The sequence below is a fragment of the Bradyrhizobium betae genome (genome assembly GCF_050632175.1).
Classification (GTDB): Bacteria; Pseudomonadota; Alphaproteobacteria; order Rhizobiales; family Xanthobacteraceae; genus Bradyrhizobium; species Bradyrhizobium betae_B.
The window spans coordinates 4,912,338-4,937,245 of record NZ_CP192576.1 but is presented as its reverse complement, the minus strand read 5'-3'; the positions used below and the strand labels follow the sequence as shown (position 1 = coordinate 4,937,245).

19 protein-coding genes and 2 pseudogenes are annotated in these 24,908 nt (G+C 64.5%); 11 read left to right on the top strand and 10 right to left on the bottom strand.

What is annotated here, in order from left to right; genetic code table 11:
- Nucleotides 1–98 precede the first annotated feature (98 nt).
- The 10 genes and pseudogenes from ACQ86E_RS23785 to ACQ86E_RS23740 all read left to right on the top strand — a co-directional run bounded on the left by ACQ86E_RS23785 (nt 99) and on the right by ACQ86E_RS23740 (nt 11,428).
- Complete coding sequence (locus tag ACQ86E_RS23785; protein ID WP_431202054.1) at nt 99–1,079, top strand: ABC transporter permease; 981 nt, start codon at nt 99–101, stop codon at nt 1,077–1,079.
- A gap of 1 nt (nt 1,080) precedes the next feature.
- A complete protein-coding gene (locus ACQ86E_RS23780) occupies nt 1,081–2,043 on the top strand; it encodes an ABC transporter permease (RefSeq protein ID WP_431202053.1) in 963 nt (320 codons plus the stop codon).
- A 13-nt stretch (nt 2,044–2,056) separates the two neighbouring features.
- Nucleotides 2,057–3,043 (top strand): ABC transporter ATP-binding protein, encoded by a 987-nt coding sequence (locus tag ACQ86E_RS23775; protein ID WP_431202052.1) that lies wholly within the window; start codon nt 2,057–2,059, stop codon nt 3,041–3,043.
- Nucleotides 3,040–4,028: pseudogene (locus ACQ86E_RS23770) on the top strand (ABC transporter ATP-binding protein). The gene ACQ86E_RS23775 and the pseudogene ACQ86E_RS23770 overlap by 4 nt, the downstream one beginning before the upstream one ends.
- An 87-nt stretch (nt 4,029–4,115) precedes the next feature.
- Nucleotides 4,116–5,918, top strand: coding sequence for a gamma-glutamyltransferase family protein (locus ACQ86E_RS23765; RefSeq protein ID WP_431202051.1), 1,803 nt, complete (start codon nt 4,116–4,118; stop codon nt 5,916–5,918).
- A gap of 9 nt (nt 5,919–5,927) precedes the next feature.
- Nucleotides 5,928–6,917, top strand: coding sequence for an ABC transporter ATP-binding protein (locus ACQ86E_RS23760; protein ID WP_431202050.1), 990 nt, complete (start codon nt 5,928–5,930; stop codon nt 6,915–6,917).
- Nucleotides 6,917–8,017 (top strand): ABC transporter ATP-binding protein, encoded by a 1,101-nt coding sequence (locus tag ACQ86E_RS23755; RefSeq protein ID WP_431202049.1) that lies wholly within the window; start codon nt 6,917–6,919, stop codon nt 8,015–8,017. The genes ACQ86E_RS23760 and ACQ86E_RS23755 overlap by 1 nt, the downstream gene beginning before the upstream one ends.
- Nucleotides 8,018–8,040: 23 nt before the next feature.
- Nucleotides 8,041–9,564 carry an ABC transporter substrate-binding protein gene (locus ACQ86E_RS23750; protein ID WP_431202048.1) on the top strand — a complete coding sequence of 508 codons (1,524 nt, stop codon included), beginning with the start codon at nt 8,041–8,043 and terminating at the stop codon, nt 9,562–9,564.
- 31 nt (nt 9,565–9,595) lie between these two features.
- A complete protein-coding gene (locus ACQ86E_RS23745) occupies nt 9,596–10,537 on the top strand; it encodes an ABC transporter permease (protein WP_431202047.1) in 942 nt (313 codons plus the stop codon).
- 3 nt (nt 10,538–10,540) lie between these two features.
- Entirely contained in the window at nt 10,541–11,428 is an 888-nt protein-coding gene (locus ACQ86E_RS23740; protein WP_431202046.1) for an ABC transporter permease, read from the top strand.
- Between the two features lie 217 nt (nt 11,429–11,645).
- Here the strand turns inward: ACQ86E_RS23740 and cnbZ are convergent, their stop codons facing one another.
- From cnbZ to ACQ86E_RS23710, 6 genes and pseudogenes are all read right to left on the bottom strand, one after another.
- A complete protein-coding gene (gene cnbZ, locus ACQ86E_RS23735) occupies nt 11,646–12,389 on the bottom strand; it encodes a 2-amino-5-chloromuconate deaminase CnbZ (RefSeq protein ID WP_431202045.1) in 744 nt (247 codons plus the stop codon).
- 124 nt (nt 12,390–12,513) lie between these two features.
- Nucleotides 12,514–15,609: a MexW/MexI family multidrug efflux RND transporter permease subunit gene (locus ACQ86E_RS23730; protein ID WP_431202044.1), complete on the bottom strand. Its 3,096-nt coding sequence runs from the start codon at nt 15,607–15,609 to the stop codon at nt 12,514–12,516.
- A 67-nt stretch (nt 15,610–15,676) separates the two neighbouring features.
- Nucleotides 15,677–16,869, bottom strand: a pseudogene (locus ACQ86E_RS23725) (efflux RND transporter periplasmic adaptor subunit).
- Nucleotides 16,870–16,871: 2 nt separating this feature from the next.
- Nucleotides 16,872–17,573: a TetR/AcrR family transcriptional regulator gene (locus tag ACQ86E_RS23720; protein ID WP_431206547.1), complete on the bottom strand. Its 702-nt coding sequence runs from the start codon at nt 17,571–17,573 to the stop codon at nt 16,872–16,874.
- A gap of 87 nt (nt 17,574–17,660) precedes the next feature.
- The gene (locus tag ACQ86E_RS23715; protein ID WP_431202043.1) at nt 17,661–18,251 is read right to left on the bottom strand and encodes a thiamine pyrophosphate-dependent enzyme; all 591 of its coding nucleotides are present in this window, start codon (nt 18,249–18,251) and stop codon (nt 17,661–17,663) included.
- Nucleotides 18,248–18,790 (bottom strand): phosphonopyruvate decarboxylase, encoded by a 543-nt coding sequence (locus tag ACQ86E_RS23710; RefSeq protein WP_431202042.1) that lies wholly within the window; start codon nt 18,788–18,790, stop codon nt 18,248–18,250. The genes ACQ86E_RS23715 and ACQ86E_RS23710 overlap by 4 nt, the downstream gene beginning before the upstream one ends.
- A gap of 106 nt (nt 18,791–18,896) precedes the next feature.
- On the opposite strand from ACQ86E_RS23710, the gene ACQ86E_RS23705 reads away from it, so the two are divergent.
- The gene (locus tag ACQ86E_RS23705) at nt 18,897–20,117 is read left to right on the top strand and encodes a cytochrome P450 (RefSeq protein ID WP_431202041.1); all 1,221 of its coding nucleotides are present in this window, start codon (nt 18,897–18,899) and stop codon (nt 20,115–20,117) included.
- Nucleotides 20,118–20,260: 143 nt separating this feature from the next.
- On the opposite strand, the gene ACQ86E_RS23700 is transcribed toward ACQ86E_RS23705, so the two are convergent.
- From ACQ86E_RS23700 to ACQ86E_RS23685, 4 genes are all read right to left on the bottom strand, one after another.
- The gene (locus ACQ86E_RS23700; protein ID WP_431202040.1) at nt 20,261–21,418 is read right to left on the bottom strand and encodes a diphosphate--fructose-6-phosphate 1-phosphotransferase; all 1,158 of its coding nucleotides are present in this window, start codon (nt 21,416–21,418) and stop codon (nt 20,261–20,263) included.
- A 129-nt stretch (nt 21,419–21,547) separates the two neighbouring features.
- Nucleotides 21,548–22,411, bottom strand: a complete 864-nt coding sequence (locus ACQ86E_RS23695; RefSeq protein ID WP_431202039.1) for a sugar phosphate isomerase/epimerase family protein — start codon at nt 22,409–22,411, stop codon at nt 21,548–21,550.
- Nucleotides 22,411–23,616 carry a dihydrodipicolinate synthase family protein gene (locus tag ACQ86E_RS23690; RefSeq protein ID WP_431202038.1) on the bottom strand — a complete coding sequence of 402 codons (1,206 nt, stop codon included), beginning with the start codon at nt 23,614–23,616 and terminating at the stop codon, nt 22,411–22,413. The genes ACQ86E_RS23695 and ACQ86E_RS23690 overlap by 1 nt, the downstream gene beginning before the upstream one ends.
- A gap of 136 nt (nt 23,617–23,752) precedes the next feature.
- Nucleotides 23,753–24,904, bottom strand: a complete 1,152-nt coding sequence (locus ACQ86E_RS23685; protein ID WP_375310243.1) for a Gfo/Idh/MocA family protein — start codon at nt 24,902–24,904, stop codon at nt 23,753–23,755.
- Between the last annotated feature and the right edge of the window lie 4 nt (nt 24,905–24,908).

Here is a 24,908-nt window from a genome sequence, read left to right as displayed (position 1 = left end):
TCCCGGAAGCCATGACTTGCGGATTTGGCTTCCGGGACTTGCTGTTTCGGGCTAACGCGATGCTGCGTGCTGCTGAAGAAGAGATGTGAAAGGAACAGATGCTCGCTTTCACACTGCGCCGGGCCATCCAGGCCATCGGTGTCATGATCGCCGTCGGGATCATCTCGTTCTCGATGTTCCGTTTCGCCGGCGATCCCGTGAACCAAATGGTGGGGATGGATACATCGGGCGCGGAGCGCGCCGCGATCCGCAAATCACTCGGTCTCGACGATCCCGTGATCGTGCAATTCGGCCGTTATCTCGGCAACGCCGCCCAGTTCAAATTCGGCGTGTCTTACCAGTTCCGACTTCCCGTCACCAATCTGCTGATGGAGCGGATGCCGGCGACGCTGGAGCTGGCCGTCGTTGCCACGATCTTCGCCATGGTCAGCGGCATCCTGATGGGTGTCTATTCCGCGCTTCGCCGAGACAGCTGGCTCACGCATGTCTTCCAGGCCGTCTCGCTGATCGGCATTTCGCTGCCGACCTTCCTGATCGGCATTCTCATGATCTACCTGTTCTCGGTGACGCTGGGCTGGCTGCCCTCGTTCGGCCGCGGCGACGTCGTGCATATCGGCTGGTGGACGACAGGCCTCCTGACGCTGTCCGGTTTGAAAGCGCTGATCATGCCGTCGATCACGCTCGGCCTTTTCCAGATGACGCTGATCATGCGCCTCGTTCGCGCGGAGATGCTGGAAGTCATGCGCACCGACTACATCCGCTTCGCCCGCGCCCGTGGGCTCACCACGCGGGCGATCCATTTCGGCCACGCGCTGCGCAACACGCTGATTCCCGTCATCACCGTCGCGGGCCTGCAGTTTGGCTCGGTCATTGCCTTTGCGATCATTACCGAGACCGTGTTCCAGTGGCCGGGCATGGGGCTCCTGTTCGTGCAGGCCGTCCAGAACGTCGATATCCCGATCATGGCGGCCTATTTGATGATGGTGTCGCTGATCTTCGTCACCATCAATCTCGTGGTTGATATCCTCTACACCATCGTCGATCCGCGGCTGCGCTCGACGGTCAGCCGGGCGCATTGAAATGAGCGAGGCCGTCGTTCCGCACGAGATCGAGAAGCGCGCAGCGGCCGCACCTGGCTGGTTCAGGCGCGCGCTGCACAGCGACCTGTTCTATTCGTTCCGCCGCTCCAGGATCACCATGATCGCGGCAGCCGTGACGCTGCTGTTCTTCCTGATCGCGATCTTCGCCTCGGTGCTGTCGGTGCAAAATCCGTTCGATCCGGCACAGCTCCAGCTGATGAATTCGCGCATCTCGCCGCTCTGGACCGCCGACGGTCAGAGCCCGTTCCTGCTCGGCACCGACGAGCAGGGGCGCGACGTGCTGTCCGCGATCCTCTATGGCTTGCGCATCTCGCTTCTCGTCGGCGTCCTCGGAGTCGTCCTGTCCGGCGCGCTCGGCATCATGCTCGGGCTGACGGCCGGTTATTTCGGGGGCGCCGTCGACGGGCTGATCATGCGCATCGCCGACGTGCAGCTCTCCTTCCCGGCGATCCTGATCGCACTGCTGATCAACGGCATTGCCAAATCGGTATTCGGCAACAAGCTCGACGAGATGAGCATGCTGGCCGTGCTTGTCTTCGCCATCGGCCTGAGCTTCTGGGTGCAGTACGCGCGCACGGTGCGCGGCTCGGTCCTGGTCGAGAAGAACAAGGACTATGTCGCGGCCGCGCAATTGATCGGCCTTCCTGCCCCGGTGATCATGCTGCGCCATGTATTGCCGAACACGACGGGACCGATCCTCGTGATCGCCACCATCAACCTCGCGCTCGCCATCATCACCGAGGCGACACTATCGTTCCTCGGCTCGGGCATGCCCGAGACGATGCCGTCGCTCGGCACGTTGATCCGCATCGGCAACGGCTATCTGTTCGCAGGCGAATGGTGGATCGTCGCATTTCCAGGCATCGCACTGGCGGCGCTCATCCTGTCGATCAACCTGCTCGGCGACTGGCTGCGTGACGCCCTCAACCCCAAGCTTCGATGAGCATGCAGCGTTCATGACCGAACCCGTTCTCTCCGTCCGCAATCTCCAGGTCGAGTTCGCCTCCCGCCGCGGCACGCTGCGCGCCATCGACGGCGTCTCCTTCGACATCGCCAAGGGCGAGGTGCTGGGCGTGGTCGGAGAATCCGGCGCCGGCAAGTCCGTCACCGGGCTTGCGGTGATCGGCCTGATCGATCCGCCCGGCCGCATCTCCGGCGGCGAGATTCGCCTGTCGGGCCTGCGGATCGACAATCTGCCGCCGGAGGAGCTGCGCCGCGTCCGCGGCAAGCGTATCGGCATGATCTTCCAGGATCCGCTCACCTCGCTCAATCCGCTGTACAAGGTCGGCGATCAGATCGTGGAGACGATCCGCACCCATCTCAACCTGTCCGAGACGGCCGCCCGCCGCCGCGCCATCGACCTGCTCGCCGAGGTCGGCATTCCCGCGCCGGACAAGCGCATCGACGGCTATCCGCACGAGTTCTCCGGCGGCATGCGCCAGCGCGTCGTCATTGCGCTCGCGATCTGCGCCGAGCCGGAGTTGATCATCGCGGACGAGCCGACCACCGCGCTCGACGTCTCCGTGCAGGCGCAGATCATCTCGCTGATCAAGCGGCTCGGCCGGGACCACGGCACCGCCGTGATGCTGGTGACGCACGACATGGGCGTGATCGCGGAGACGTCCGACCGCGTCGCGGTGATGTATGCCGGCCGCGTCGCCGAAATCGGCCCGGTGCAGGACGTCGTCAGGAGCCCGCTGCACCCCTATGCCAAGGGCCTGATGGGCGCGATCCCGACGCTTGCCGGCGAGGACAAGCGCCTGGTGCAGATCCCGGGCTCGATGCCGCGGTTGTCGGCGATCCCGCGCGGCTGCTCGTTCAATCCGCGCTGCGAGTCCGCGTTCGATCGCTGCCGGGTCGACCGGCCCGAGCCGCTGGCGCGCGGCACGCAATCGGTCGCTTGCCATCTCTATGACAGCGCGCCGGCGGAGAGCGCGGCATGAGCGTTCCCTTCGTCCAGGCGACAAATCTGCGCCGCGTGTTCGACGTCTCCAAGCCGTGGCTCAACCGCGTGCTCGAGGGCGGGCAGCTCGAATACCTCAAGGCCGTCGACGGCGTCAGCTTCGACATCAGGAAGGGCGAGACCTTTGCGCTGGTCGGCGAATCCGGCTCCGGCAAGACCACGGTGGCGCGGATGGTGGTCGGCCTGTTGCCGCCGAGTTCCGGCAACGTGCTGATCGACGGCGTCTCGATGACCGATCCGCGGCAGGCCCAGGCGCGGCGCAAACTGCGCCGCCGCATCCAGATGATCTTCCAGGATCCCTATGCGAGCCTGAACCCGCGCTTCCGCGTCGATGCCATCATCGCCGAGCCGATCCGCGCCTTCGACCTGATCCAGGGCGAGCGCGACATCCAGGCGCGCGTCGGCGAGCTGCTCAGCCTCGTCGGCCTGCATCCCGACGACCGGCTGAAGTTTCCGCACGAATTCTCCGGCGGCCAGCGCCAGCGCATCGCGATTGCGCGAGCGCTCGCCTCCGACGCGGAGTTCATCGTCTGCGACGAGCCGACCTCGGCGCTCGACGTCTCCGTGCAAGCGCAGATCCTCAACCTGATGCGCGACCTCCAGGACAAGTTCGGCCTGACCTACATGTTCATCAGCCACAACCTCGCCGTTGTCAGGCACATGGCGAGCCGTGTCGGCGTGATGTATCTCGGCCGCATCGTCGAGATCGCAGAGGGCAAGGAATTGTTCTCCCGTCCGCGCATGCCCTACACCAAAATGCTGCTCGGCGCCGTGCCTGATCTGGCCATGAGCGGCCGCCAGCGCATTCCGGTGAAAGGCGAGATCCCCAACCCGATCAATCCACCCCCGGCTGCGCCTTCAATCCGCGCTGCCCGCTGGCGTTCGATCTCTGCCGCAAGCAAGCACCTGACCTGATCGACGGCGTCGCCTGCCACGCGGTAAACACCACGCCGGTCCCGGCGTGACGCGCGCGTGCCATGCGGCCCGCGCATTGGCGGCACGGCATCGCCTGTGATCAATTGCGCGCGCGACACATAAGGTAACGAACTCCCATGTCCAACATCAATCCCGATCCGTTCACGACGCGTCCCGAAATCGAGGGCACGTTCGGGGTCGTCGCCACCACGCACTGGATCGCGACCGCCGTCGGCATGGCCATGCTGGAAAAGGGCGGCAATGCCTTCGACGCCGGCGTCGCCACCGCCTTCACGCTGCAGGTGGTCGAGCCGCATTTGAATGGCCCCGGCGGCGACGTGCCCGTCATCGTCCATGACGTCAAGCGCGGCCGCACCGAAGTGATCTGCGGCCAGGGTCCGGCGCCGGCGCGCGCCACCATCGCACATTACAAGAGCGAAGGCCTCGACATGGTGCCCGGCACCGGCCTGCTCGCGGCCTGCGTTCCCGGCACCTTCGAATCCTGGATGATGCTGCTGCGCGACTACGGCACGATGCGCGTCCGCGACGTGCTGGAGCCCGCGATCGCCTACGCGCGCGACGGCTATCCACTGGTCGAGCGCGCCTGCGCCACCATCCAGACCGTGGAGCAATTGTTCCGCAAGCACTGGCCGACCTCGGCCGCGGTCTATCTTCCGAATGGCGAAGTGCCGAGGCCCGGCACGCTTTTCACCAACACGACGCTGGCCGCGACCTACGCCCGCATTCTCAGCGAAGCCGAGAGCGGCGGCGGCGGCCGCGACGCCGAGATCGAGCGCGCGCGAAAGGCCTGGTCGCAGGGCTTCGTCGCGGAAGCCATCGACAAGTTCTGCCGGACGCAAGAGGTGATGGACGTCAGCGGCTCGCCGCATCGCGGCGTGCTCTCCGCCGACGACGTGGCGCGCTGGCAGCCGACCATTGAAGCGCCGCTGACTTATGACTACGGCCGCTACACCGTCTGCAAGGCCGGTGTCTGGAGCCAGGGCCCGGTGACGCTGCAACAGCTCGCTTTGCTGAAGGGCTTTGCGCTCGACGGGCTCGACCCGACCGGGCCTGAGTTCATCCATCTCCAGATCGAATGCGCCAAACTTGCCTTCGCCGACCGCGAGAAATTCTACGGCGATCCCAAATTCAGCGAGATCCCGATCGGAACGCTGCTGTCGGATGCCTACAACGACGAGCGCCGCAAGCTCGTCACCGACAAGGCCTCGCTCGACCTCCGGCCCGGCGCGGTCGAGGGCCTTGGCGGCGTGGTCAAGCTGCGCCGTGCCGAGGGACAGCGCGAGGCTGTTGGCGCGCTCGGCGCCGGTGAACCGACGGTGGGCCGCTTCGGCGAAGTGCGCGGCGACACCGTGCATTTCGACATCATCGACAAGGCCGGCAACATGGTGTCGTCGACACCATCAGGCGGCTGGTTGCAATCCTCGCCTGTCATTCCCGAGCTCGGTTTCTGCCTCGGCAGCCGCGCGCAGATGTTCGATCTGGAGGAGAACCAACCAAGCTCGCTGGCGCCCGGCAAGCGGCCGCGCACCACGCTGTCGCCCACCATGGCACTGCGCGACGGCGAGCCATATCTGGCCTGGGGTTCGCCCGGCGGCGACCAGCAGGACCAATGGATCACGCAATTCTTCCTGCGCCACGTCCATTGCAACCTCAATCTCCAGGAAGCCATCGACGCACCGGCCTGGCATTCCGAGCATTTCCCGATCTCGTTCTGGCCGCGCACCGCGCGCCCTGGCGTGCTCGTGGTCGAGAACCGCGTGCCGAAGGCAACGATCGAGAACCTCAGGGAGCGAGGGCATATCGTGGAAGTCGGTCCCGACTGGTCCGAAGGCCGCCTCACCGCGGCCTCGCGCGTCGGTGTCCGCCGCCGCGCCGCCGCCAATCCGCGCGGCATGCAGGGTTACGCTGCGGGACGCTGAAGGCAGCACATGAGTGCGACTCCCCTCATCGAGATCAAGGACCTGCGCATCCGCTTTCACGGCGACGACGGCCGCGTCACCCACGCGGTCGACAGCGTCGATCTCAGCGTCGCCAATGGCGCCACGCTCGGCCTCGTCGGGGAATCCGGCTGCGGCAAGAGCGTGACGTCGCTGGCGATCATGGGATTGCTGCCGAAACAAAGCGCGGAAATATACGGCGCGATCCGTTTCGACGGCTTCGACCTGCTGAAGACCTCGGACCAGACTTTGCGCGATCTGCGCGGCAACCGGCTCGCAATGATCTTCCAGGAGCCGATGACGTCGCTCAATCCGAGCCTCACCATCGGCGACCAGATCACCGAGACCATCCTGCGCCACCGCGGCGGATCGCGCCGGAGCGCACGTGAGCGGGCCATCGAACTGCTGCGCCGCGTCCACATCCCCTCGCCCGAGCGGCGCATCGACGACTATCCGCACAAGCTGTCCGGCGGCATGCGCCAGCGTGTCATGATCGCGATGGCGCTGGCCTGCGACCCGCGGCTGCTGATCGCGGACGAGCCCACCACTGCGCTCGACGTCACCTTGCAGGCCCAGATCCTGGAGCTGATGCGCGAGCTGAAAGCCGCAAGCGGCGCCGCGATCATCCTGATCACCCACGATCTCGGCGTGGTCGCGGAAGTCTGCGACGAGGTCGCGGTGATGTATGCCGGCGAGATCGTCGAACGCGCGCCGGTCGATGAATTGTTCGCCGCACCCCAGCATCCCTACACGGTCGGCCTGCTCGGCTCGATCCCGCGGCTCGACCATCGCGCCGAGCAGCTGGCGACGATCGAAGGCATGGTCCCGAACATGGCGCAGCCGCCCGCCGGCTGCCGCTTTGCAGCACGCTGCCCGTTCGTGCTGGACGCCTGCACCGAGGCGCCACCGCCCTTGGTCGAGCTCAGCCCCAGCCACCTCTCGCGCTGCATCCGCGCACCACTCGAACTGCTGGTGTCGTGATGGCGCTGCTCGAGGTCGAAGGGCTGGTCAAGCATTTCGTCGCGGAGCGCTCGCTGTTCGGCCGCCCGCTGGCCCATGTCAAAGCAGTCGACGGCGTCAGCTTCTCTCTCGAAGCCGGCAAGACGCTCGCCCTCGTCGGCGAATCCGGTTGCGGCAAATCCACCGTCAGCCGGCTGGTGCTGCGGCTGATCGAGCCAGACGCGGGCTCCGTTCGCTTTGACGGCCGCGATCTGCTCTCGCTCGATGCCAATGCGCTGCGCGCCTTCCGCCGCGAGGCACAGATCATCTTCCAGGACCCCTACGCCTCACTCAATCCGCGCATGACGGTCGGCCAGATCCTGACCGAGCCTCTGGCGTTGCACGATCTCGTACCACCGGCGCGGCGGCGCGAGCGTGTCGAGGAGATCCTGCGGCTGGTCGGCCTGGAGCCGCGGCTGGCACGGCGCTACCCGCACGAGTTTTCGGGCGGCCAGCGCCAGCGTATCGCCATCGCCCGCGCGCTCGCGGTCGAACCGAAGCTGATCATCTGCGACGAGCCGGTCTCGGCGCTGGACGTCTCGATCCGCTCGCAGATCCTCAATCTGCTGCGCGAGCTTCAGGACCGGCTCGGCCTCGCCTACATCTTCGTCTCGCATGACCTCGCCGTGGTCAAGCACATCGCCGACCACGTGGCGGTGATGAATCTCGGCCAGATCGTCGAAACGGCCGAGGCGGACACGCTGTTCGCAGCACCAAGCCACCCCTATAGCCGGGCACTCTTGTCCGCCATCCCTGTGCCTAAACCGCGGGCAAAGCGCAGCCGGATTGTGCTGCAGGGAGAGATCCCCAGCGCGCTCAATCCGCCGTCGGGATGCCGCTTCCACACCCGCTGCCCCTACGTGATCGAGCGCTGCCGCAGCGAAATGCCCGAGCTCGTCGCGGATGGCATCGGACATGCAACGGCCTGCCACAGAACGTCGGAACTGCCGTCCTCCGCGGCGATCGTCCCGTCCGACGGCGGCTTTTCGCCGGTCCTTGAAAAATTGGTCGCAGCCTTCAGCTGCGGCCCGGAAGCAGTCCGCGGCGGTGGGGTTAGTTCATTGGGAACGGACCCGGCCTGACCGCAAAACAGAGGTTGAGAGCGATGAGTTACATGCGTTTGGCAATCCTGGCGTCGGCTTTGCTGACGTCGCTCGTGGGCGGCGCCCAAACCCAAGTTCAGGCCCAGACCACCCTTCGCATCGGCATCGCCGAAGACCCTGACATCCTCGATCCCAGCATCGGCCGCACCTATGTCGGCCGCATCGTGTTCTCCGCCTTCTGCGACAAGCTGTTCGACATCGACGAGAAGCTCAACATCGTGCCGCAGCTTGCGCTGTCCCACGAGACCTCGGCCGACGGCAAGGAGATGACGATCAAGCTCCGGCCGGGCGTCAAATTCCACGACGGCGAACCCTTCAACGCGGAAGCGGCAAAGTTTTCGATCGAGCGTCACATGACGCTGCCGACCTCGTTCCGCAAGTCGGAGCTTGCCAGCGTCGATCATGTCGAGGTGGTCGATCCCCTCACCATCAAGCTGGTGCTGAAAACGCCCTACTCGCCGCTGATCGCCCAGCTCACCGACCGCTCAGGCATGATGGTCTCGCCGAAGGCGGCGAAGGAGGCCGGCGACAAGTTCGGCCTGCATCCGGTCTGCGCTGGCCCCTACAAATTCGTCGAGCGCGTCCAGCAGGACCGCATGGTGTTCGAGAAATTTGCCGACTACTGGAACAAGGACAATATCCATATCGATCGCGTGGTGTTCCTGCCGATCGTCGACGCGACGGTGCGGCTCGCCAACCTGAAGTCAGGCGGTCTCGATCTAATCGAGCGCGTGCTCGCCACCGACATCAAGGACGTGCGCGCCGATTCCCGCCTCGTGCTGTCGACCGCGCCGGAGCTCGGCTATCTCGGCCTGACCGTCAATATCGGAAACGACAAGAACAAGGGCCCGCTGAGCCAGTCGGCGAAGGTGCGCCAGGCGCTCGACCTGTCGATCGATCGCGAAGCCCTCAACCAGGTGGTCTTCAACGGCGAATTCACGCCCGGCAATCAATGGGTCAGCCCGACGCATCCCTATTATCAGAAGGCCTTCCCGGTCCACGGCCGCGACATCGCCAAGGCGAAGGCGCTGTTGAAGGAGGCCGGCGTCACCACACCGGTAACCGTCGACTACATGATCCCCAAGGGCGCGGAGAACGAGGCCGTGGCCCAGGTGATCCAGTCGATGGCCGCCGAAGCGGGCTTCGACATCAAGATCCGCGCGGTCGAATTCGCGACGACCTTCAAGCAGGCCCAGGCCGGCGAGTTCCAGATCTTCCAGATCAACTGGAGCGGCCGCATCGATCCTGACGGCAATTCCTACATCTTCATGCGCAGCAAGGCGCCACAGAACGACGGCGGCTACGCCAACCCCGATGCCGACAAGCTGATGGAAGATGGACGGGCAACGTCCAATGTCGCCGAGCGCAAGGCGATCTATGAAAAGCTGACCAAGATCCTGCTCGACGATCTGCCGATCATCTACATCTATCACCGCACGCTCCTGATCGCCCACACGACCAAGCTGCAGGGCTACAAGCAGATGCCCGACGGGCTCGTGCGCGTGGTCGGGCTGAAGTTCAAGTGATCGCGTCAACGCCCGGGTCGGGCGTAGCAAAATGCTGAACTTCCTCGCCCGCCGGATTGCGCAGATCGTGCCGACACTGTTCTTCGTGTCGGTGCTGATCTTCTCGCTCCAGCAATTGCTGCCGGGCGATCCCGCGCTGGTGATGGCCGGCGAGGAACGCGATCCCGCCGTGATCGAGCAGATCCGCCAGCAGTACAAGCTCGATCAGCCGATCCCGGTTCAGTACGTCTATTGGCTCAAGGGCGTCCTGACCGGAGACTTCGGCGAGTCGCTGCGCAACAAGATGCCGGTTCGCGAGCTGATCGCGCAGAAGCTGCCTGTGACGCTCCAGCTCGGCTCGATGGCCATCGTGATCGCGTTTTGCATCGGCATTCCCGCCGGCATCATCTCCGCGGTCAAAAAAGGCACGGCCTGGGACTACGGCGCCAATCTGTTCGCGCTGTGGGGCATCTCGACGCCGAATTTCTGGCTCGGGATTCTCCTCATCTTCCTGTTTTCGATCAAGCTGGGCTGGTTGCCGGCCTCGGGCTACGTGCCACTCACCGAGAACTGGCGCGCGAGCCTGGCTGCGACCATCATGCCCGCCTTCGTGCTCGGCAACGCGATTTCCGCGATCCTGATGCGGCACACCCGCAGCGCCATGCTTCAGGTGCTGGAGAGCGACTATGTGCGCACCGCGCGCGCGAAGGGATTGTCGGAGCGCTCCGTGATCCTCAAGCATGCCATGCGCAATGCGCTGACGCCGATCATTACCCTCGGCGCGCTCGAGCTCGGCACGCTGCTCTCGGGCGCGGTGCTGACCGAGCAGATCTTCTCCATTCCCGGCTTCGGCAAGCTGATCGTGGACGCCGTGTTCAACCGTGACTACGCCGTGGTGCAGGGCGTGGTGCTGGTGACGGCCACGGTCTACATCACGCTCAACCTGGTTGCCGACGTCGCCTATGTCCTCGTCAATCCGCGGCTAAGGGGCTAGGCGATGACCGATGCCGCATTGCCAGCCAGTCCCGCAACCCGCGCTGACGAGCTCGACAGCCCGGCACGCCGCGCCCGTCGGCGGCTGTTCAAGCGCAAAGCGGCCGTGTTCGGGCTCGTCGTGATCACGGCCTTCATCATCCTTGCGGCCCTTGCGCCGCTCGTCGTGCCCTATGACCCCATCGCGACGAGCTGGAGCCTGGTGCGCAAGCCGCCGACCGCAGCGCACTGGTTCGGCACCGACGATCTCGGCCGCGACATCCTGAGCCGCGTCGTCTATGGCGCGAGGGCCTCCCTGATGGCGGGCCTGATTTCGGTCGTGATCGCGCTCGGGATCGGCGTGCCGCTCGGCCTGCTCGCCGGCTATCGCGGCGGTTTCACCGATGCGCTGATCAGCCGGATCACGGATGCGATGCTGGCCTGCCCGTTCCTGATCCTGGCGATCGCACTCGCCGCATTCCTCGGCCCGAGCCTCGGCAACGCCATGATCGCGATCGGCATCTCGGCCACCCCGATCTTCATCCGCCTGACCCGCGGCCAGGTGCTGGTCGTCAAGGCCGAAGACTATGTCGAAGCCGCCCGCGCGCTCGGCAATCCGCCCTGGCGGATCGCATTCTCGCACATCCTGCCGAACATCCTGCCGTCGCTTCTGGTGCAGGCGACGCTCTCGATCGCCGCGGCCATCATCGCCGAAGCGGCGCTGTCCTTTCTCGGCCTCGGCCAGCAGCCGCCGGCGCCGTCCTGGGGCAGCATGCTCAACGCGGCGCAGCGCTTCCTGACCCAGGCACCCTGGATGGCGATCTGGCCGGGGTTTGCGATCTTCCTCGTGGTGCTATCGCTGAACCTGCTCGGCGACGGCCTGCGCGACGCGCTCGACCCGAGGCAGCGTTAGAGTCTGCGGAACGAGACTTCGCTGGCGCCGAGACGGAGGTGCGTTCCCTCCCCCTTGTGCGGGAGGGGCAGGGAGAGGGGTAGCCAAGCAAATGGTACCCGTTGTTGATGATGCGCCGAGAGCCGGTGCACAATGGATGGAATCCCCGGGTGGCACCCCCTCCCTGCCCCTCCCGCACAAGGGGGAGGGAACGGAGAGAGCGGTCCTGTCGAGGACCTCAGATCACCACCTCGCGGATCACCCGGCGGCAATCCATCTCGTATTCGAGGTCGACCACCGGGGGCCGCGCGAAATGCCAGGTCAGGCCGGAGCGCAACGCGCCGCGACGGACCAGCTCGTCCGCCAAAACAGGGTGGAAGTCGCGGATCGAATAGGCCTGCACACCCGTGGTGTCCTGCCAGCCGAAGCCGAACTCCGCCATGCGCTTTTCCATGTGCGACGTGGTCATGCGCACCTTCTCCTGCAACGCGTCAGGTCCGAGCTCGCGATAGCGCACAATGCGCTCGGGATAGGTGCCACTGCCTTCGCGCGCTTCCGCGCCGCCCGCGATCACGAACGTCGGCGTCTTCGCGCGCGTGGGGCGCGTGAAGCAGAACGCATAGAAAGACGGCTCGGACGGCGGATCGACCTCGGGACAGACATTGCTGCGCGCCACCGGATTTGTGGTGCCGTCGAAGATGCCCCATTCGGACAGCGTCTTGACGTAGTGCAGGTTGAAGGCGCGAAAGCCTTCCTCGCTGAAGGCCGCCGGCGACCGCAATTCGCAGGCACAGAACGCGGTCAGCGGACGCCCCGCCTCCTGGATGAACTTCGCCGCCAGCGCAAAGCCCTCGGCAAGCGGCACCAGGCGATCGAACCTGACACGCTCGACCTCGTAGCCGTCGTCCGCGGCCGCACCCGATGAATACTGGAACACGGCCGGGATGAAACGATAATTGCCGGCCGAAAATTCTCGCGTCATGTCCAGCCCCTCATTCCCATTGCATGTCGACGCCCCTGGCGCCTGGGAGAGACTAGCATGAGACAACAAAAAGGCGGCAACAGCTATCGCTGTTGCCGCCTCCCGGCCGGGATTGAATGCGTTCTCAGGTCGGCCGCAGCGCCTTGGCGTTGAGGTCGAACTCGTTGACCTGCTTGTTCCGCTCGGAATCGGCCGCCTTGCGATGGTCGGTTGCCAGCACGACATAGACCGCCGGTAGCACGAACAGCGTGAACAGCGTGCCGATCGACATGCCGGCCACGACGACCAGGCCGATCGAGAAGCGGCTGGCCGCGCCGGCGCCGGTTGCCGTCAAGAGCGGGATCAGGCCGGTCACCATCGCAGCCGTGGTCATCAGGATCGGACGAAGACGAATGCGGGCCGACATCTCGATGGCCGAACGGCGATCGAGCCGCTCGTTGACCTGGAGCTCGTTGGCGAACTCCACCATCAGGATGCCGTGCTTGGTGATCAGGCCGACCAGGGTGAGCAGACCGACCTGGGTATAGATGTTCATCGTCGCCATGCCGAAGAACAGCGGGATCATCGCACCGACGATCGCCATCGGCACCGAGATCATGATCACCAGAGGATCACGCAAGCTCTCGAACTGCGCGGCCAGCACCAGGAAGATGATGATCAGCGCAAAGCCGAAGGTGATCGCGAGCTGATTGCCTTCCTGCACGTATTGCCTGCTATCCGCCAGATAGTCGTGACTGAAGCCCGCCGGCAGCTTCTTGGCCTCGCCCTCGAGGAAGTCCACCGCCGCACCGACGGTCACGCCTGGCATCGGCACGGCCGAGAACGTCGCCGAATTGAGCTGGTTGTAGTGTGTCAGCGAATTCGGAGCGGTCTTGGTCCTGACCGAGACCACGGTCGACAGCGGAAGCTGCTGGCCCGTATTGGTCGTCACGTAATAGCCGCCGAGCGATTCGGGCGACAGCCGGTTGGTGCGCGGCACCTGCGGTATCACCTGGTAGGAACGGCCCTCGAGATTGAAGCGGTTGATATAGTTGCCGCCCAGAAGAACCGCGAGCGTGCTGCCGAGGTTCTGCATGTTGACGCCGAGATCCTGCGCCTTGGTGCGATCGATCGTGACCTCGACGTTCGGCTGGTTGTAGGCGAGGTCGCTGTCGGAGACGATGAACATGCCGCTCTTGCGTGCAGCGTCCTTCAGCTTCTCCATCTGCTCAAAGACCGTCTGGAAGCCAGCGGTGGAATTGATCACCATCTGCACGGGCAGGCCGCCCGGACCGCCCGGCAACGGCGGCAGGTTGAAAGCGAAGGCTTGCACGCCCTCGATCTTCGAAAGCTCGGCCTGCACCAGCGGCTTCAACTGGATCGCCGACCGCTTGCGCTCATCCCACGGCTTCAGCAACATGCCGGCGATGCCGCCCTGCGGACCGTTGATGCCGTTCAGCACGAAGCGCAGATCGGTCTCCGGGAATTTCTGGAATTCCTTGTCCAGCTTCTCGCCGTAAAAATCGACATAGTCGATGTTGGCGTATTTCGGCGCCTTGGTCACCGCGAACACGATGCCCTGGTCCTCCTCCGGCGCCAGCTCCTTCGAGGTGTGCATATAGAGGAAGCCGACGAGCCCGAGGATCGTGATCGCGAACAGGCCGGTAATCGCCTTGTAATCCAGCGAACGGTCGAGCCTGCGTCCATACCACCGCGTCAGCGCGCCGAACACGCGGTTCACGAGCTTGGCGAAGCGGCCCTCTTCGGTGTTCTTGAGCAGCACCGAGCACATCATCGGTGACAGCGTCAGCGCGATCACGCCCGACACGATCACCGAGCCCGCAAGCGTAAAGGCGAACTCGCGGAACAGCGAGCCGGTGAGACCGCCAAGGAAGCCGATCGGCGCATACACCGCGGCGAGCGTGATGGTCATGGAGATGACGGGACCGACGATTTCGCGCGCGCCCTCCACCGCCGCCTGGACGGGCGTTTTACCCTCCTCCAGATGTCGATGGATGTTCTCCACCACGACGATGGCGTCGTCGACCACAAGGCCGATCGCGAGCACCATCGCCAGCAGCGTCAGCAGATTGAAGCTGAAGCCCAGCGACAGCATCAGGGTGCAGACGCCGATCATCGACAACGGAATCGTGACGACCGGAATGATGACCGAGCGGAGCGAGGCCAGGAACAGGAAGATGACCACGATCACGATGATCACGGCTTCGCCCAGCGTCTTCTCCACTTCGTCGATCGAGGATTGGATGAACTTGGTCGAGTCGTAGGCGACCTTCATCTTCATCGACGGCGGCAGGTTACGCTCGAGCTCCGGGAACAGCGCGCGCACGCCCTTGACCAGCGTCAGCGGGTTGCCTTGCGGCGTCGCGTTCACACCGATGAAGATCGCATGCTCGCCGTTGAAGGCGACGCTCGCATCCGTGCTTTGCGCGGCAAGCTCGACGGTGGCGATGTCCTCCATCCGCACGAAGCCGCCGTCCTTGGCCTTGACGATCATCTTCCGGAACTGGTTGACGTCGGTCAGGCTGGTGTTCGTCGAGATGTTCGAAACGATCAGATAGCCCTTGGTCTGGCCCGCCGCCGACTGGAAGTTGTTGGCCTGGATCGCCGCGGCAACGTCCGCCGACGAGACGTTACGGCCGGCCATCTTCATCGGATCGAGCCACAGCCGCATCGCAAAGGTCTGGCCGCCCAGAATGTCGGCCGAGGCGACGCCGTCGACAGTCGACAGCACCGGCTGCACCACGCGCGTCAGATAATCCGATATTGCAGAGCCCGACAGTTCCTCGGAGGAGAAGCCGAGATACATCACGGCCGTGGTCTGGCCCGTCGTCTTGGTAACGATCGGGTCGTTGGATTCCTTCGGGATCAGGTATTTGACCGAATTCGTCTTGGCGAGCACCTCGGTGAGCGCCTGGTTCGGATCGAAGTTCAGCTTGATGTAGACCTGGATCGTCGAGGTGCCGAGCACCGATGACGAGGTCATGTAGTCGACGCCTTCGGCCGAGGCGACCGCCTGCTCGATCGGCGTCGTGATGAAGCCCTGGATCAGGTCCGCGGACGCGCCGGGATACACCGTCGTGATGTTGATGACCGTGTTCGACAGCTTCGGGTATTGCCGGATCGGCAGCACCATCGCGGCGCGCAGGCCGATCAGCAGGATCAACAGGCTGACGACGACCGACAGCACCGGTCGTTTGATGAAAATGTCGGTAAAGCGCATCGCGGCGATCTCGATTCTATGTCTCGACAGACGTGATCCGGCCGAGCCGGATCACGCGCGTGTAGTGTCAGTAGCGCGGCGGCTGCGCCGGGATTTGCGGGCCCGGGTCTGACGAAATCGCAACTGCGGCGCCCGATTGCAGCTTGAGCTGACCGACCGCGACGACCTTGTCGCCGGCCTTCACGCCCTTGATGATCTCGACACGGCCGTCGACCCGGCTGCCGGTCTGCACGAAAGTGCGCACGGCGGAGAGGCTGGTCTTGCCGTCTTCCTCCTTCTTCTCGGTGATCACGAACACCGAGTCGCCGTACAGCGTGTAGTCGACAGCCGTCTCGGGCACGGTGATCACGGCCGGCTTGTCCGGCAGCACCACCGTGGTGGTCACGAACATGCCGGGCTTGAGGATCTTTTCCGGATTGGCGATCGTCGCCTGCACGCGGATGTTGCGGGTATCGGTCGAGATTTGCGGCTCGATCGTGGTGATCTTGCCTTCGAAGGTACGGCCCGGATAGGCGTCGACCTTGAGCCGGACCGTCTGGCCGACCTTGAGGTTGCCCGAGTCCTTTTCCGTCACGGTGAAGTTGGCCCACAGCTGCGACAGATCGGTCAGCGAGACGATCGCCGTGCCTGCCGTCAGATACTGGCCGACCTCGACCTTGCGGACGCCGAGATCGCCGGCGAACGGCGCGCGCACCAGCTTCTGCGAGATCAGCGCCTCGGTCTTGGCGATGCCGGCCTGCGCCTGGTCGTAGGCGGCCTGCGCGGTATCGACGGTCGCCTGCGGACCGAACTGGCGCGATGCCAGCTGCTTGGCGCGGTCGAGCGAAAGCTGCGCGACGGTCGACTGGGCCTTGTAGTTGGCAAGGTCGCCCTGCTCGGGCGCGTCGAACAATTGCACCAGCGGCATTCCCGCCTCGACGCGGGTGCCCGGCTGGAACTTGATCTCAGTGACGCGACCGTTGACGTCGGCGCTGACGTCGACCTGGTGCACGGCGACGAGACTGCCGACGGCGGTCAGAAGGTTCGGCACCACCTCGGACTTCGCCTCGGCGGCGGTGACCGCGGTCGGCGGCGGCTTGTTGTTGGCGAAGAACTGCTTGATCATCTGGCCGCGGAAAAATTGAACCAGACGAGGCCACCGACGAGCGCGGCCAGCAGCGCGCCGACGATGATGAACCACAGCACCGGCCGGACCGGACGCTTGGGAGCCTTGGTGTCGATCGGTTCGCCCGAAATCTTGTGTTCGGTGACGATGTTCATTGTCATGCGCTTTCTGCAATCGCCGTCTTGTCCGCACGAGCGGCCTGATCGTGGCCCAAATGCGAAGCAATTGCGGCGTCGTTAAGTCCGATACCCCTCAAGAGAAACTCACACAGCTGCCGCTCGAGGTCGTCAGCCTTGCCGTAAGCGAGGCAGGGCGTAGCCGGCAGCCTGGTCAGTGCAGCGGTCATCACCGTGTGATGCGCAAACCAGAACAGGTTGAGCGGATCGCCGCTGAACGGCCGCGCGTCCCCGGCCGCGACCGCCCGCTCGAGCGAGGCGAGGAAGACCGCGCCGATCAGCTTCTCGATCTTGGCATATAGCAAACGGGCGAACTCGCCGTCATCCAAATGGCTGGTGGCCATCAGTCGCAGGCGCTGGGCCTCTTCCTGATCGGGACCATCGGCGATGTGGAGGTAATGCCCGACCATGCCGCGGAGGACTTCAACCAGGGTGGCGGTCGAGGGCTCCCGCTCCAGCAGGTCCATCAACGCCGGGTCTGCCTCGCACTCGTCGCTGAGGATTTCGGCATAGAGCGCCGCCTTGGACGGGAAATGCTTGAACAGCAGCGCTTCGGAAATGGCAGCGGCGGCCGCCACGCTCTTCGTCGTGGTGCCGGTATAGCCGTGTCGGGCAAAGCAGCGCTTTGCGGCGCCGAGGATCAATTGACGCCTCAGGTCGCTCGTCATTCGCAATGAGCTCATGTTAGTGAGTAAGCACTCACCCACGCAAAAGTCAAGCCGAATGGTGCGATGCAACCTGCAAGGCGCGCTCCCAAATCGGCCAGTAATCTAGATCGGCTGGAAGCCGAGATCGCCGCGGATCCGGTTGACGATGTAAGTCCCGTCCCGGGTGGGCAGTATCCGCTCGACGCTGCCGCTGTCGATCTTCACATTGGCAAAGCGCGGCCCCGCCGAAACGTCATGGACGGCTTTGGCGAAGGCCTCGACCTCGGCCATGGTCGAGATCGCGCGGGCATCCGCGATGCCGCAGGCTTTGGCGATGCCGACGAGGTCGGCGGCGGCCGAGGTGTGACTGGTCTGGCCGCCGGTCTCGCCATAGGCCTCGTTGTCGAGCACTGCGATCGAGAGGTTGGACGGCTTCTGCAGCCCGATGGTGGCAAGGCTCCCCAGGCCCATCAGCATCTCCCCGTCGCCGGTGATGACCAGCACCGGCAGCTTCGGCTGCGCCAGCGCCAAGCCCAGCCCGATCATCGCGGCGCCGCCCATGCCACCCCAGAGATAGAAATTGCGGGCATGGTCGCCTGCTGCGCACATATCGTTGGTGGAGGCACCAAGGCCGCCGATCGCGACGACGTCCTTGCGGTTCGCAAGCAGTGTGGAAACCACCTGACGGCGGTCGAGGAGATTGGCCTTGCTCATTTGGTGAAAACCTTGGCGCCGATCAGGCGCTGCGACAGAAGGACGGCGGTCGGCGTGAGCGCGTTGTAGGCCTGGGCCGCAGCCGCCTCCAGGACGGCCGGCACCTCGGCCGCGTTCGAAGCGCGCAGCACCTGGACGCCGGAGAGCTCGAACACGCCTTGGGTGGTCGACCCCATGGGCACCTGCCACGGATTGAACTCGCCCCATTCGCCGCGCATCGTCACCAATGTCAGAAACGGAAAGCGCAGGATCGGGATCAGCGACAGCATGTTGATGCAATTGCCGACGCCGCTCGACTGCATCAGCAGCACGCCGCGCTGTCCGCCGGTCCAGGCGCCGGCGAGCAAAGCCACGCCCTCCTCCTCCGTCGTCAGCGGAATGCCACGCATGGTGGACGAGCCGAGCACGCGCTGGATCAGCTTCGAATGGCCGGCGTCAGGGACGTAAGGCACCTGCCGGACGTCGAAGCGTTGCAAGGTCGCGAAAATATCGTCGGGCCAATTGAGGGCCGTGTCGGCTGCGTCAGTGCGATCGTGCATTTTCCCGTCCGGTCGGCTTGCAAATCACGGTACGACTGTAGACGGTGACCCGCACTGCTCGATAGAGCGAAAACGGCATATCGGTCTCAACCGGCGAGTATGGCGGATGAACGCAAGTGCGAAGGAATTGGCGGCCAAGTTCGATCTAACGAGGCTGACGGCGGAATTCTACGACGACCCCTACTCGACCTATCGTGCACTGCGGGAGAACGAGCCGGTCAAGCGCCTGCCGAACGGCACCGTGTTCCTGACCCGTTATGACGACCTCGTCACCACCTACAAGAACACGAAGTCCTTCAGCTCGGACAAGAAGCGCGAGTTCGCGCCGAAATACGGCGACACGCCGCTCTTTGAGCATCACACAACCAGCCTCGTGTTCAACGATCCGCCTTCGCACACCCGCGTGCGCCGCCTGATCATGGGCGCGCTGTCGCCGCGCGCGATCGCAGGCATGGAGCCTGATATCGTCAGGCTGGTCGACGGCCTGCTCGACGCCATCGCCGCCAAGGGCGCTTGCGAGCTGATCGAGGATTTCGCGGCTTCCATTCCCATCGAGGTGATCGGCAATCTGCTCGATGTCCCCCACGATGCGCGCGGACCGCTGCGCGACTGGTCGCTGGCGATCCTCGGCGCGCTCGAGCCTGTTGTATCGCCCGAGGTTGCGGCGCGCGGCAACACGGCGGTGACTGACTTCCTCGCCTACCTCCAGACGCTGGTGGCGCGCCGGCGCGAGAAGCCGGGCAATCCTGAGCGCGACGTACTCACGCGCCTGATCCAGGGCGAGGAAAATGGCGAACGACTGACCGAGAAGGAACTGCTGCACAACTGCATCTTCCTGCTCAATGCCGGCCACGAAACCACGACCAATTTGATCGGAAACGGCCTCGTCGCGCTCGACCGAAACCCGGACCAGAAGCAGCGGCTGATCGACAATCCCGACATGATCAAGACCGCCGTCGAGGAGATACTGCGCTACGAGAGCTCGAACCAGCTCGGCAACCGCATGACCACCGAAGCCGTCGAGCTCGGCGGCGTGATGCTCGATGCCGGCACGTCGGTGACGCTGTGCATCGGCGCCGCCAACCGCGACCCCGCGCAGTTTCCGGATCCCGAACGCTTCGACATCGCGCGCACGCCGAACCGACATCTCGCCTTCGCCACCGGCGCGCACCAATGCGCCGGCATGGCGCTGGCGCGGCTGGAAGGCGCGATCGCGATCTCACGCTTCCTCGCGCGCTTTCCGAACTATGCCGTGAGGGACAAGCCGGTGCGCGGCGGGCGGGTACGGTTTCGCGGGTTTTCGAGCGTGCCCTGCGCGATTGGCTGATCGTCCAAGACAAAAATGTCGAAAACAACCCCATGCACAGTAGCGGAGGGGTTGGTCGAAATTGCCCGGTGGATCCGCACAACCCTTTGATACGCGGGGCAAATCGGCAGCGCGCGATCAGGGCCGGCGACTTCCAGGCAAATTCACACGAACGGCAGGAAGATATCGGGCCGCTTGGGTAGCAACCGCCCAAAATAGCGCCGCCCTTCGTCCGAAACGGCATTGCTGCCGACAAGGAAATCGTCGGGCATATGGCGTGTCTTGCCAGCCACGCGATCGAGCGGCGCGAGCCGAGGTTCGATACGCTCGCCGTCATAATGCAGCACCACCGAGCCGCTGCCGGTCAGGGCGCTTTGCGCGGCAAACACGCCGGCGTCGAAAGCCTCCTTGCGGTCGGTTTCGTCGATCACACCGATATATCCGCGTGGCAGATAGCCCAGCGTGTCGACACGCGACCTTGCCTTGGGAAAACGCGATTTCAGCGCTTTCTGAATCTCGATGCCGAGATCACCGCCCGTCAGCTGTAGATTTCCATGGGCGTCGCGCTCGACCGCCTCGCCCGCCAGCGCCTCGGCGAGAGGCCGGCCGGCTTCGTCCTGCACGCCCTCGGACATCGAGACGATACAGCGGCCCAGCCGCGTGTACACCGCATCGACGTCGTGGAGGAACTGGACAACCGAGAACGGTCTTTCCGGCGTATAGATCAGATGCGGAGCATCGTCGGGCGATTGTTGCCAGCCTGCGGCAGCAGCCGAGAGGAAACCGGCATGGCGGCCCATGACGATGGCCACATAGATGCCGGGCATGGCGCGAAAATCGAGATCGATGCTGACAAGGGCATTGGCGACGAAGGTGGCTGCCGAGATGAAGCCGGGAACATGATCGTTCTCCATCAGGTCGTTATCAATGGTCTTGGGGGCATGCACGAAATGGCAGGGGCCACTCGACCTCTGCCGCAGCAGTTCGAGCGTTCCGGCGGTATCGTTGCCTCCAATATAGACAAAGGCGCGGGCGCCTAGCCGGTCCAGAGCCGCGAGGATATCAGAGCACGCGCCAGAATCCGGCTTGTCGCGGGTCGATCCGAGCGCCGAATTGGGCGTGTTGCCGAGGCGGCGGAGTTCGGCCTCGGGCAAGGTGGAGAGGTCGACGACGTTCCCCTGCGTCAGGCCTCGCACACCATAGCGCGCGCCCAGAATGCGCAAGGACGGATCATGCCTGCGCGCGGCAAGGATGGCGCCACACAAGGTCTGATTGATCACGGCGGTGGGGCCGCCACCCTGGGCGATGACGATTGATGGCATGGATCCTCAATGACTGGTTTCTGGCTATGACGCCAGCAGAGTGTGAGGGACGATTGAAGCGAAGATTGGCCAATGCTGCAACGGGCGGCCTGCCCTGCAGTGAGATCCCGCGATAGCCGCGCTCCCGGCCTACACCACCGTCCTGTGCCGTTCGATACAGGTGCGCAGCACCTCGTCCATCGGCTGACCCCACCAGTCGTTGGAGAAAATCTCGATCTCCGAATAGCCGGCAAAGCCCTGTGCTTCGACTGCAGCACGCACCGATTTGATATCGATGATGCCGTCGCCCATCATGCCGCGGTCGTTGAGGATGTCCCTGGTCGGCACCAGCCAGTCGCAGACATGGAACGCCAGCAGGCGCTCTCGGCCGGCCCGCGCGATCTGGTCCATCAACTCCGGGTCCCACCAGATGTGATAGACGTCGAGCGCGACGCCAAGCATGCCGGTACGATCTGGATCGAGCCGGTCGCAGATGTCGAGCGCCTGCTTCGTGGTGTTCACGCAGGCGCGGTCGGCCGCGTAAGCCGGATGCAAGGGCTCGATGGCCAGCGGCAATTTTGCCTGCCTGGCGTAATCGAGCATCTCGGCCAATGCTTCCTCGACTTGCATTCGCGCGGCGGCGATGTCCTTCGACGCTTCGCTGCCGGGGCGCGAATATTGCGGCAGGCCGCCGGCGACCAGCACGATGCAGGACGCGCCCAACGCCTTGGCTTCGTCCACACAGCGCCGGTTGTCGTCACGCACCTCGCCCCGGCGCGATGCGTCCGAGGTGAACATGCCGCCGCGGCAATAGCCGGAGAGATCGAGGCCGGCGTCGCGAACTGCGCGCACGGCGCGGTCGATCCCGACCGCAGCAACCTGATCCCGCCAGGGATCGATGGCGCGGATGCCGTGACGCGCGCAGGCGTCGATGATCTCGATGAGATCGCCCTGCTTGCGCACCGTCGCCGTGTTCAGCGATAGCCAGCGATGATCAGACGAGAAGTCGCGCATCAGGATTCGATCCCGTGCGAGGCCAGTACCGTCTTCATCCGTCGCGTCGCCAGTTCCGGATTGGCCAGCAGACCGGCCTGATCGGCGAGGCGAAACAGTTCGGCCAGATGCAGCATCGAGCGTGTGCTCTCCTGGCCGCCGACCATGGTGAAATGATCCTGGTGGCCGTTGAGGTATGCCATGAACACGACGCCTGTCTTGTAGAAGCGCGTCGGCGCCTTGAAGATGTGGCGCGACAGCGGCACGGTCGGCCCCAGCACGTCGTGGAAGCCGGCTTCATCGCCGGCCGCCAGCCGCGACAGCGCGTAGGACGCCGCAGGCGCGATGGCATCGAAGATGCCGAGCAGCGCGTGCGAGAAGCCTTCGCTGTCGCCGGCAATCAGCTCCGCGTAGTTAAAATCGTCCCCGGTGTACATCTTGATGCGCTTGTCGAGACGACGGCGCATGTCGATCTCGCGCTGCTTGTCGAGCAGCGAGACCTTGACGCCGTCGACCTTGGCGGCGTTGCCGTTGATGATGGCAACCGCAATGTCCATCGCCTTGTCGAGGTCTTTGCTGCCCCAATAGCCCGTCAAGGCAGGATCGAACATGTCGCCGAGCCAATGAATGATCACGGGCTCGCGGACCTGCGAGAGCACGCGGTCATAGACCTTGGCGTAGTCGTCCGCATTGCGGCCGAGTTTTGCGAGAGCGCGCGATGCCATCAGGATGATGCGGCCGCCGACCTTTTCGACCGCCGAGATCTGTTCCTCATAGGCGCGGATCACGTCGTCGAGGCTCCTGGCGTCCTCGACCGCGAGATGGTCCGTGCCCGCGCCGGAGAACACCAACGCGTTGCGACGCTTGGCGGCGCCGACCGAGCGCGTGATCAGCTCCAGCGAAGTCGGCCAGTCCAGCCCCATGCCGCGCTGCGCGGTGTCCATGGCTTCGGCAACGCCGAGGCCGAGGTCCCAGACGTGCTCACGGAAGGCGATGGTCTTGTCCCAGTCGACGGCGGCGGAGAGCCAGGGATCGTTATCGGCGAAGGGATCGACAACCGTGTGCACAGCGGAGAATGCGATGCGGTTCAGCGGGCCTTCGAGCCTGGCCGGAAAAGTGCGCGACGCAGCGAGCCGGTAGGTCTCGATCGAGCGATCGACCTTCGGCAGCTTGAGCGACAAGGAGGACATCGAAGGAACGGGCTTGGGCAGGACGGGTTTGTTCATGATTTCGAACCTCTTCCCGTCATTGCGAGGAGCGAAGCGACGAAGCAATCCAGACCGTCGCCGCGGAGGGACGCTGGATTGCTTCGCTTCGCTCGCAATGACGATTTGATAAACATCGCGACTTATCCAATTGACCTCAGACCTTGATCGGGGCGACGTCGATCCAGCGCCGCTCCTTCCAGCTCTTCAGCGCGCATTCGGCGAGCTGCACGCCCTTGACGCCTTCGAGCAGCGTGAACTTGTAGGGCGCATCCTCGTAGACGTGCCGGATGAACATCTCCCATTGCTCCTTAAAGCCGTTGTCGTAGGTGACGTTGTCAGGCAGCTTCTGCCAGTCACCGTAAAAGTCATGCAGCCGCTTCTCGTCCGGATTCCACACCGGCCGGGGCGTCGCCTGCCGCGCCTGGATCATGCAGTCCGACAGGCCTGCGACCGCCGAGCCGTGGGTGCCATCGACCTGGAAGGTGACGAGGTCGTCGCGATAGACGCGGGTGACCCAGGACATGTTGATGTGGGCGATGACGCCACCTTCGAGCTGGAAGGTCGCATAGGCGGAATCGTCAGCGGTCGCCTTGTACTTCTTGCCCTGCTCGTCGAAGCGCTCGGGGATGTCGGTGTTGCCGATGCAGACCACGCTCTGGACGTTACCGAACAGGTTGTCGAGCACGTAGCGCCAGTGGCAGACCATGTCGAGGATGATGCCGCCGCCATCCTCGTCGCGATAATTCCAGGACGGCCGCTGCGCCTCCTGCCAGCCGCCCTCGAACACCCAATAGCCGAATTCGCCGCGCACCGAGAGGATGCGTCCGAAGAAGCCGGAGTCGCGCAGGAAGGCGATCTTCTTCAGGCCGGGCAGAAACAGCTTGTCCTGCACCGTGCCGTGCTTGACGCCCTTGGCATTCGCAAGCTTGACGACTTCGAGCGCTTCTTCGAAGTTCGTCGCGATCGGCTTCTCGCAATAGACGTGCTTACCGGCATTGATGGCCTGGGTCAGCAGGCCGGGGCGAGCTTGCGTGGTCGCGGCGTCGAAGAACATGGTGTCGTTTTTGTCGGCGAGCGCGGCGTCGAGATCGGTGGTCCAGCGCGTGATGTTGTAGCGCTTGGCGAGCGCCTCGACCTTCTCGGCGCTGCGGCCGACCAGGATCGGATCGGGCATCACACGGTCGCCGTTCTTCAGGCGGACGCCGCCCTGCTCGCGGATCGCGACGATCGAGCGGATCAGATGCTGGTTGAGCCCCATGCGGCCGGTGACGCCGTTCATGATGAGGCCGAGGCGTTGCGTGGTCATGCCA

What these genes read in the sequence shown, in the direction of transcription:
- ACQ86E_RS23785 (WP_431202054.1), top strand. Translation starts at nt 99, where the DNA reads ATGCTCGCTTTCACACTGCGCCGGGCCATCCAGGCCATCGGTGTCATG.
- ACQ86E_RS23780 (WP_431202053.1), top strand. Translation starts at nt 1,081, where the DNA reads ATGAGCGAGGCCGTCGTTCCGCACGAGATCGAGAAGCGCGCAGCGGCC.
- ACQ86E_RS23775 (WP_431202052.1), top strand. Translation starts at nt 2,057, where the DNA reads ATGACCGAACCCGTTCTCTCCGTCCGCAATCTCCAGGTCGAGTTCGCC.
- ACQ86E_RS23765 (WP_431202051.1), top strand. Translation starts at nt 4,116, where the DNA reads ATGTCCAACATCAATCCCGATCCGTTCACGACGCGTCCCGAAATCGAG.
- ACQ86E_RS23760 (WP_431202050.1), top strand. Translation starts at nt 5,928, where the DNA reads ATGAGTGCGACTCCCCTCATCGAGATCAAGGACCTGCGCATCCGCTTT.
- ACQ86E_RS23755 (WP_431202049.1), top strand. Translation starts at nt 6,917, where the DNA reads ATGGCGCTGCTCGAGGTCGAAGGGCTGGTCAAGCATTTCGTCGCGGAG.
- ACQ86E_RS23750 (WP_431202048.1), top strand. Translation starts at nt 8,041, where the DNA reads ATGAGTTACATGCGTTTGGCAATCCTGGCGTCGGCTTTGCTGACGTCG.
- ACQ86E_RS23745 (WP_431202047.1), top strand. Translation starts at nt 9,596, where the DNA reads ATGCTGAACTTCCTCGCCCGCCGGATTGCGCAGATCGTGCCGACACTG.
- ACQ86E_RS23740 (WP_431202046.1), top strand. Translation starts at nt 10,541, where the DNA reads ATGACCGATGCCGCATTGCCAGCCAGTCCCGCAACCCGCGCTGACGAG.
- cnbZ (WP_431202045.1), bottom strand. Translation starts at nt 12,389, where the DNA reads ATGACGCGAGAATTTTCGGCCGGCAATTATCGTTTCATCCCGGCCGTG.
- ACQ86E_RS23730 (WP_431202044.1), bottom strand. Translation starts at nt 15,609, where the DNA reads ATGCGCTTTACCGACATTTTCATCAAACGACCGGTGCTGTCGGTCGTC.
- ACQ86E_RS23720 (WP_431206547.1), bottom strand. Translation starts at nt 17,573, where the DNA reads ATGAGCTCATTGCGAATGACGAGCGACCTGAGGCGTCAATTGATCCTC.
- ACQ86E_RS23715 (WP_431202043.1), bottom strand. Translation starts at nt 18,251, where the DNA reads ATGAGCAAGGCCAATCTCCTCGACCGCCGTCAGGTGGTTTCCACACTG.
- ACQ86E_RS23710 (WP_431202042.1), bottom strand. Translation starts at nt 18,790, where the DNA reads ATGCACGATCGCACTGACGCAGCCGACACGGCCCTCAATTGGCCCGAC.
- ACQ86E_RS23705 (WP_431202041.1), top strand. Translation starts at nt 18,897, where the DNA reads ATGAACGCAAGTGCGAAGGAATTGGCGGCCAAGTTCGATCTAACGAGG.
- ACQ86E_RS23700 (WP_431202040.1), bottom strand. Translation starts at nt 21,418, where the DNA reads ATGCCATCAATCGTCATCGCCCAGGGTGGCGGCCCCACCGCCGTGATC.
- ACQ86E_RS23695 (WP_431202039.1), bottom strand. Translation starts at nt 22,411, where the DNA reads ATGCGCGACTTCTCGTCTGATCATCGCTGGCTATCGCTGAACACGGCG.
- ACQ86E_RS23690 (WP_431202038.1), bottom strand. Translation starts at nt 23,616, where the DNA reads ATGAACAAACCCGTCCTGCCCAAGCCCGTTCCTTCGATGTCCTCCTTG.
- ACQ86E_RS23685 (WP_375310243.1), bottom strand. Translation starts at nt 24,904, where the DNA reads ATGACCACGCAACGCCTCGGCCTCATCATGAACGGCGTCACCGGCCGC.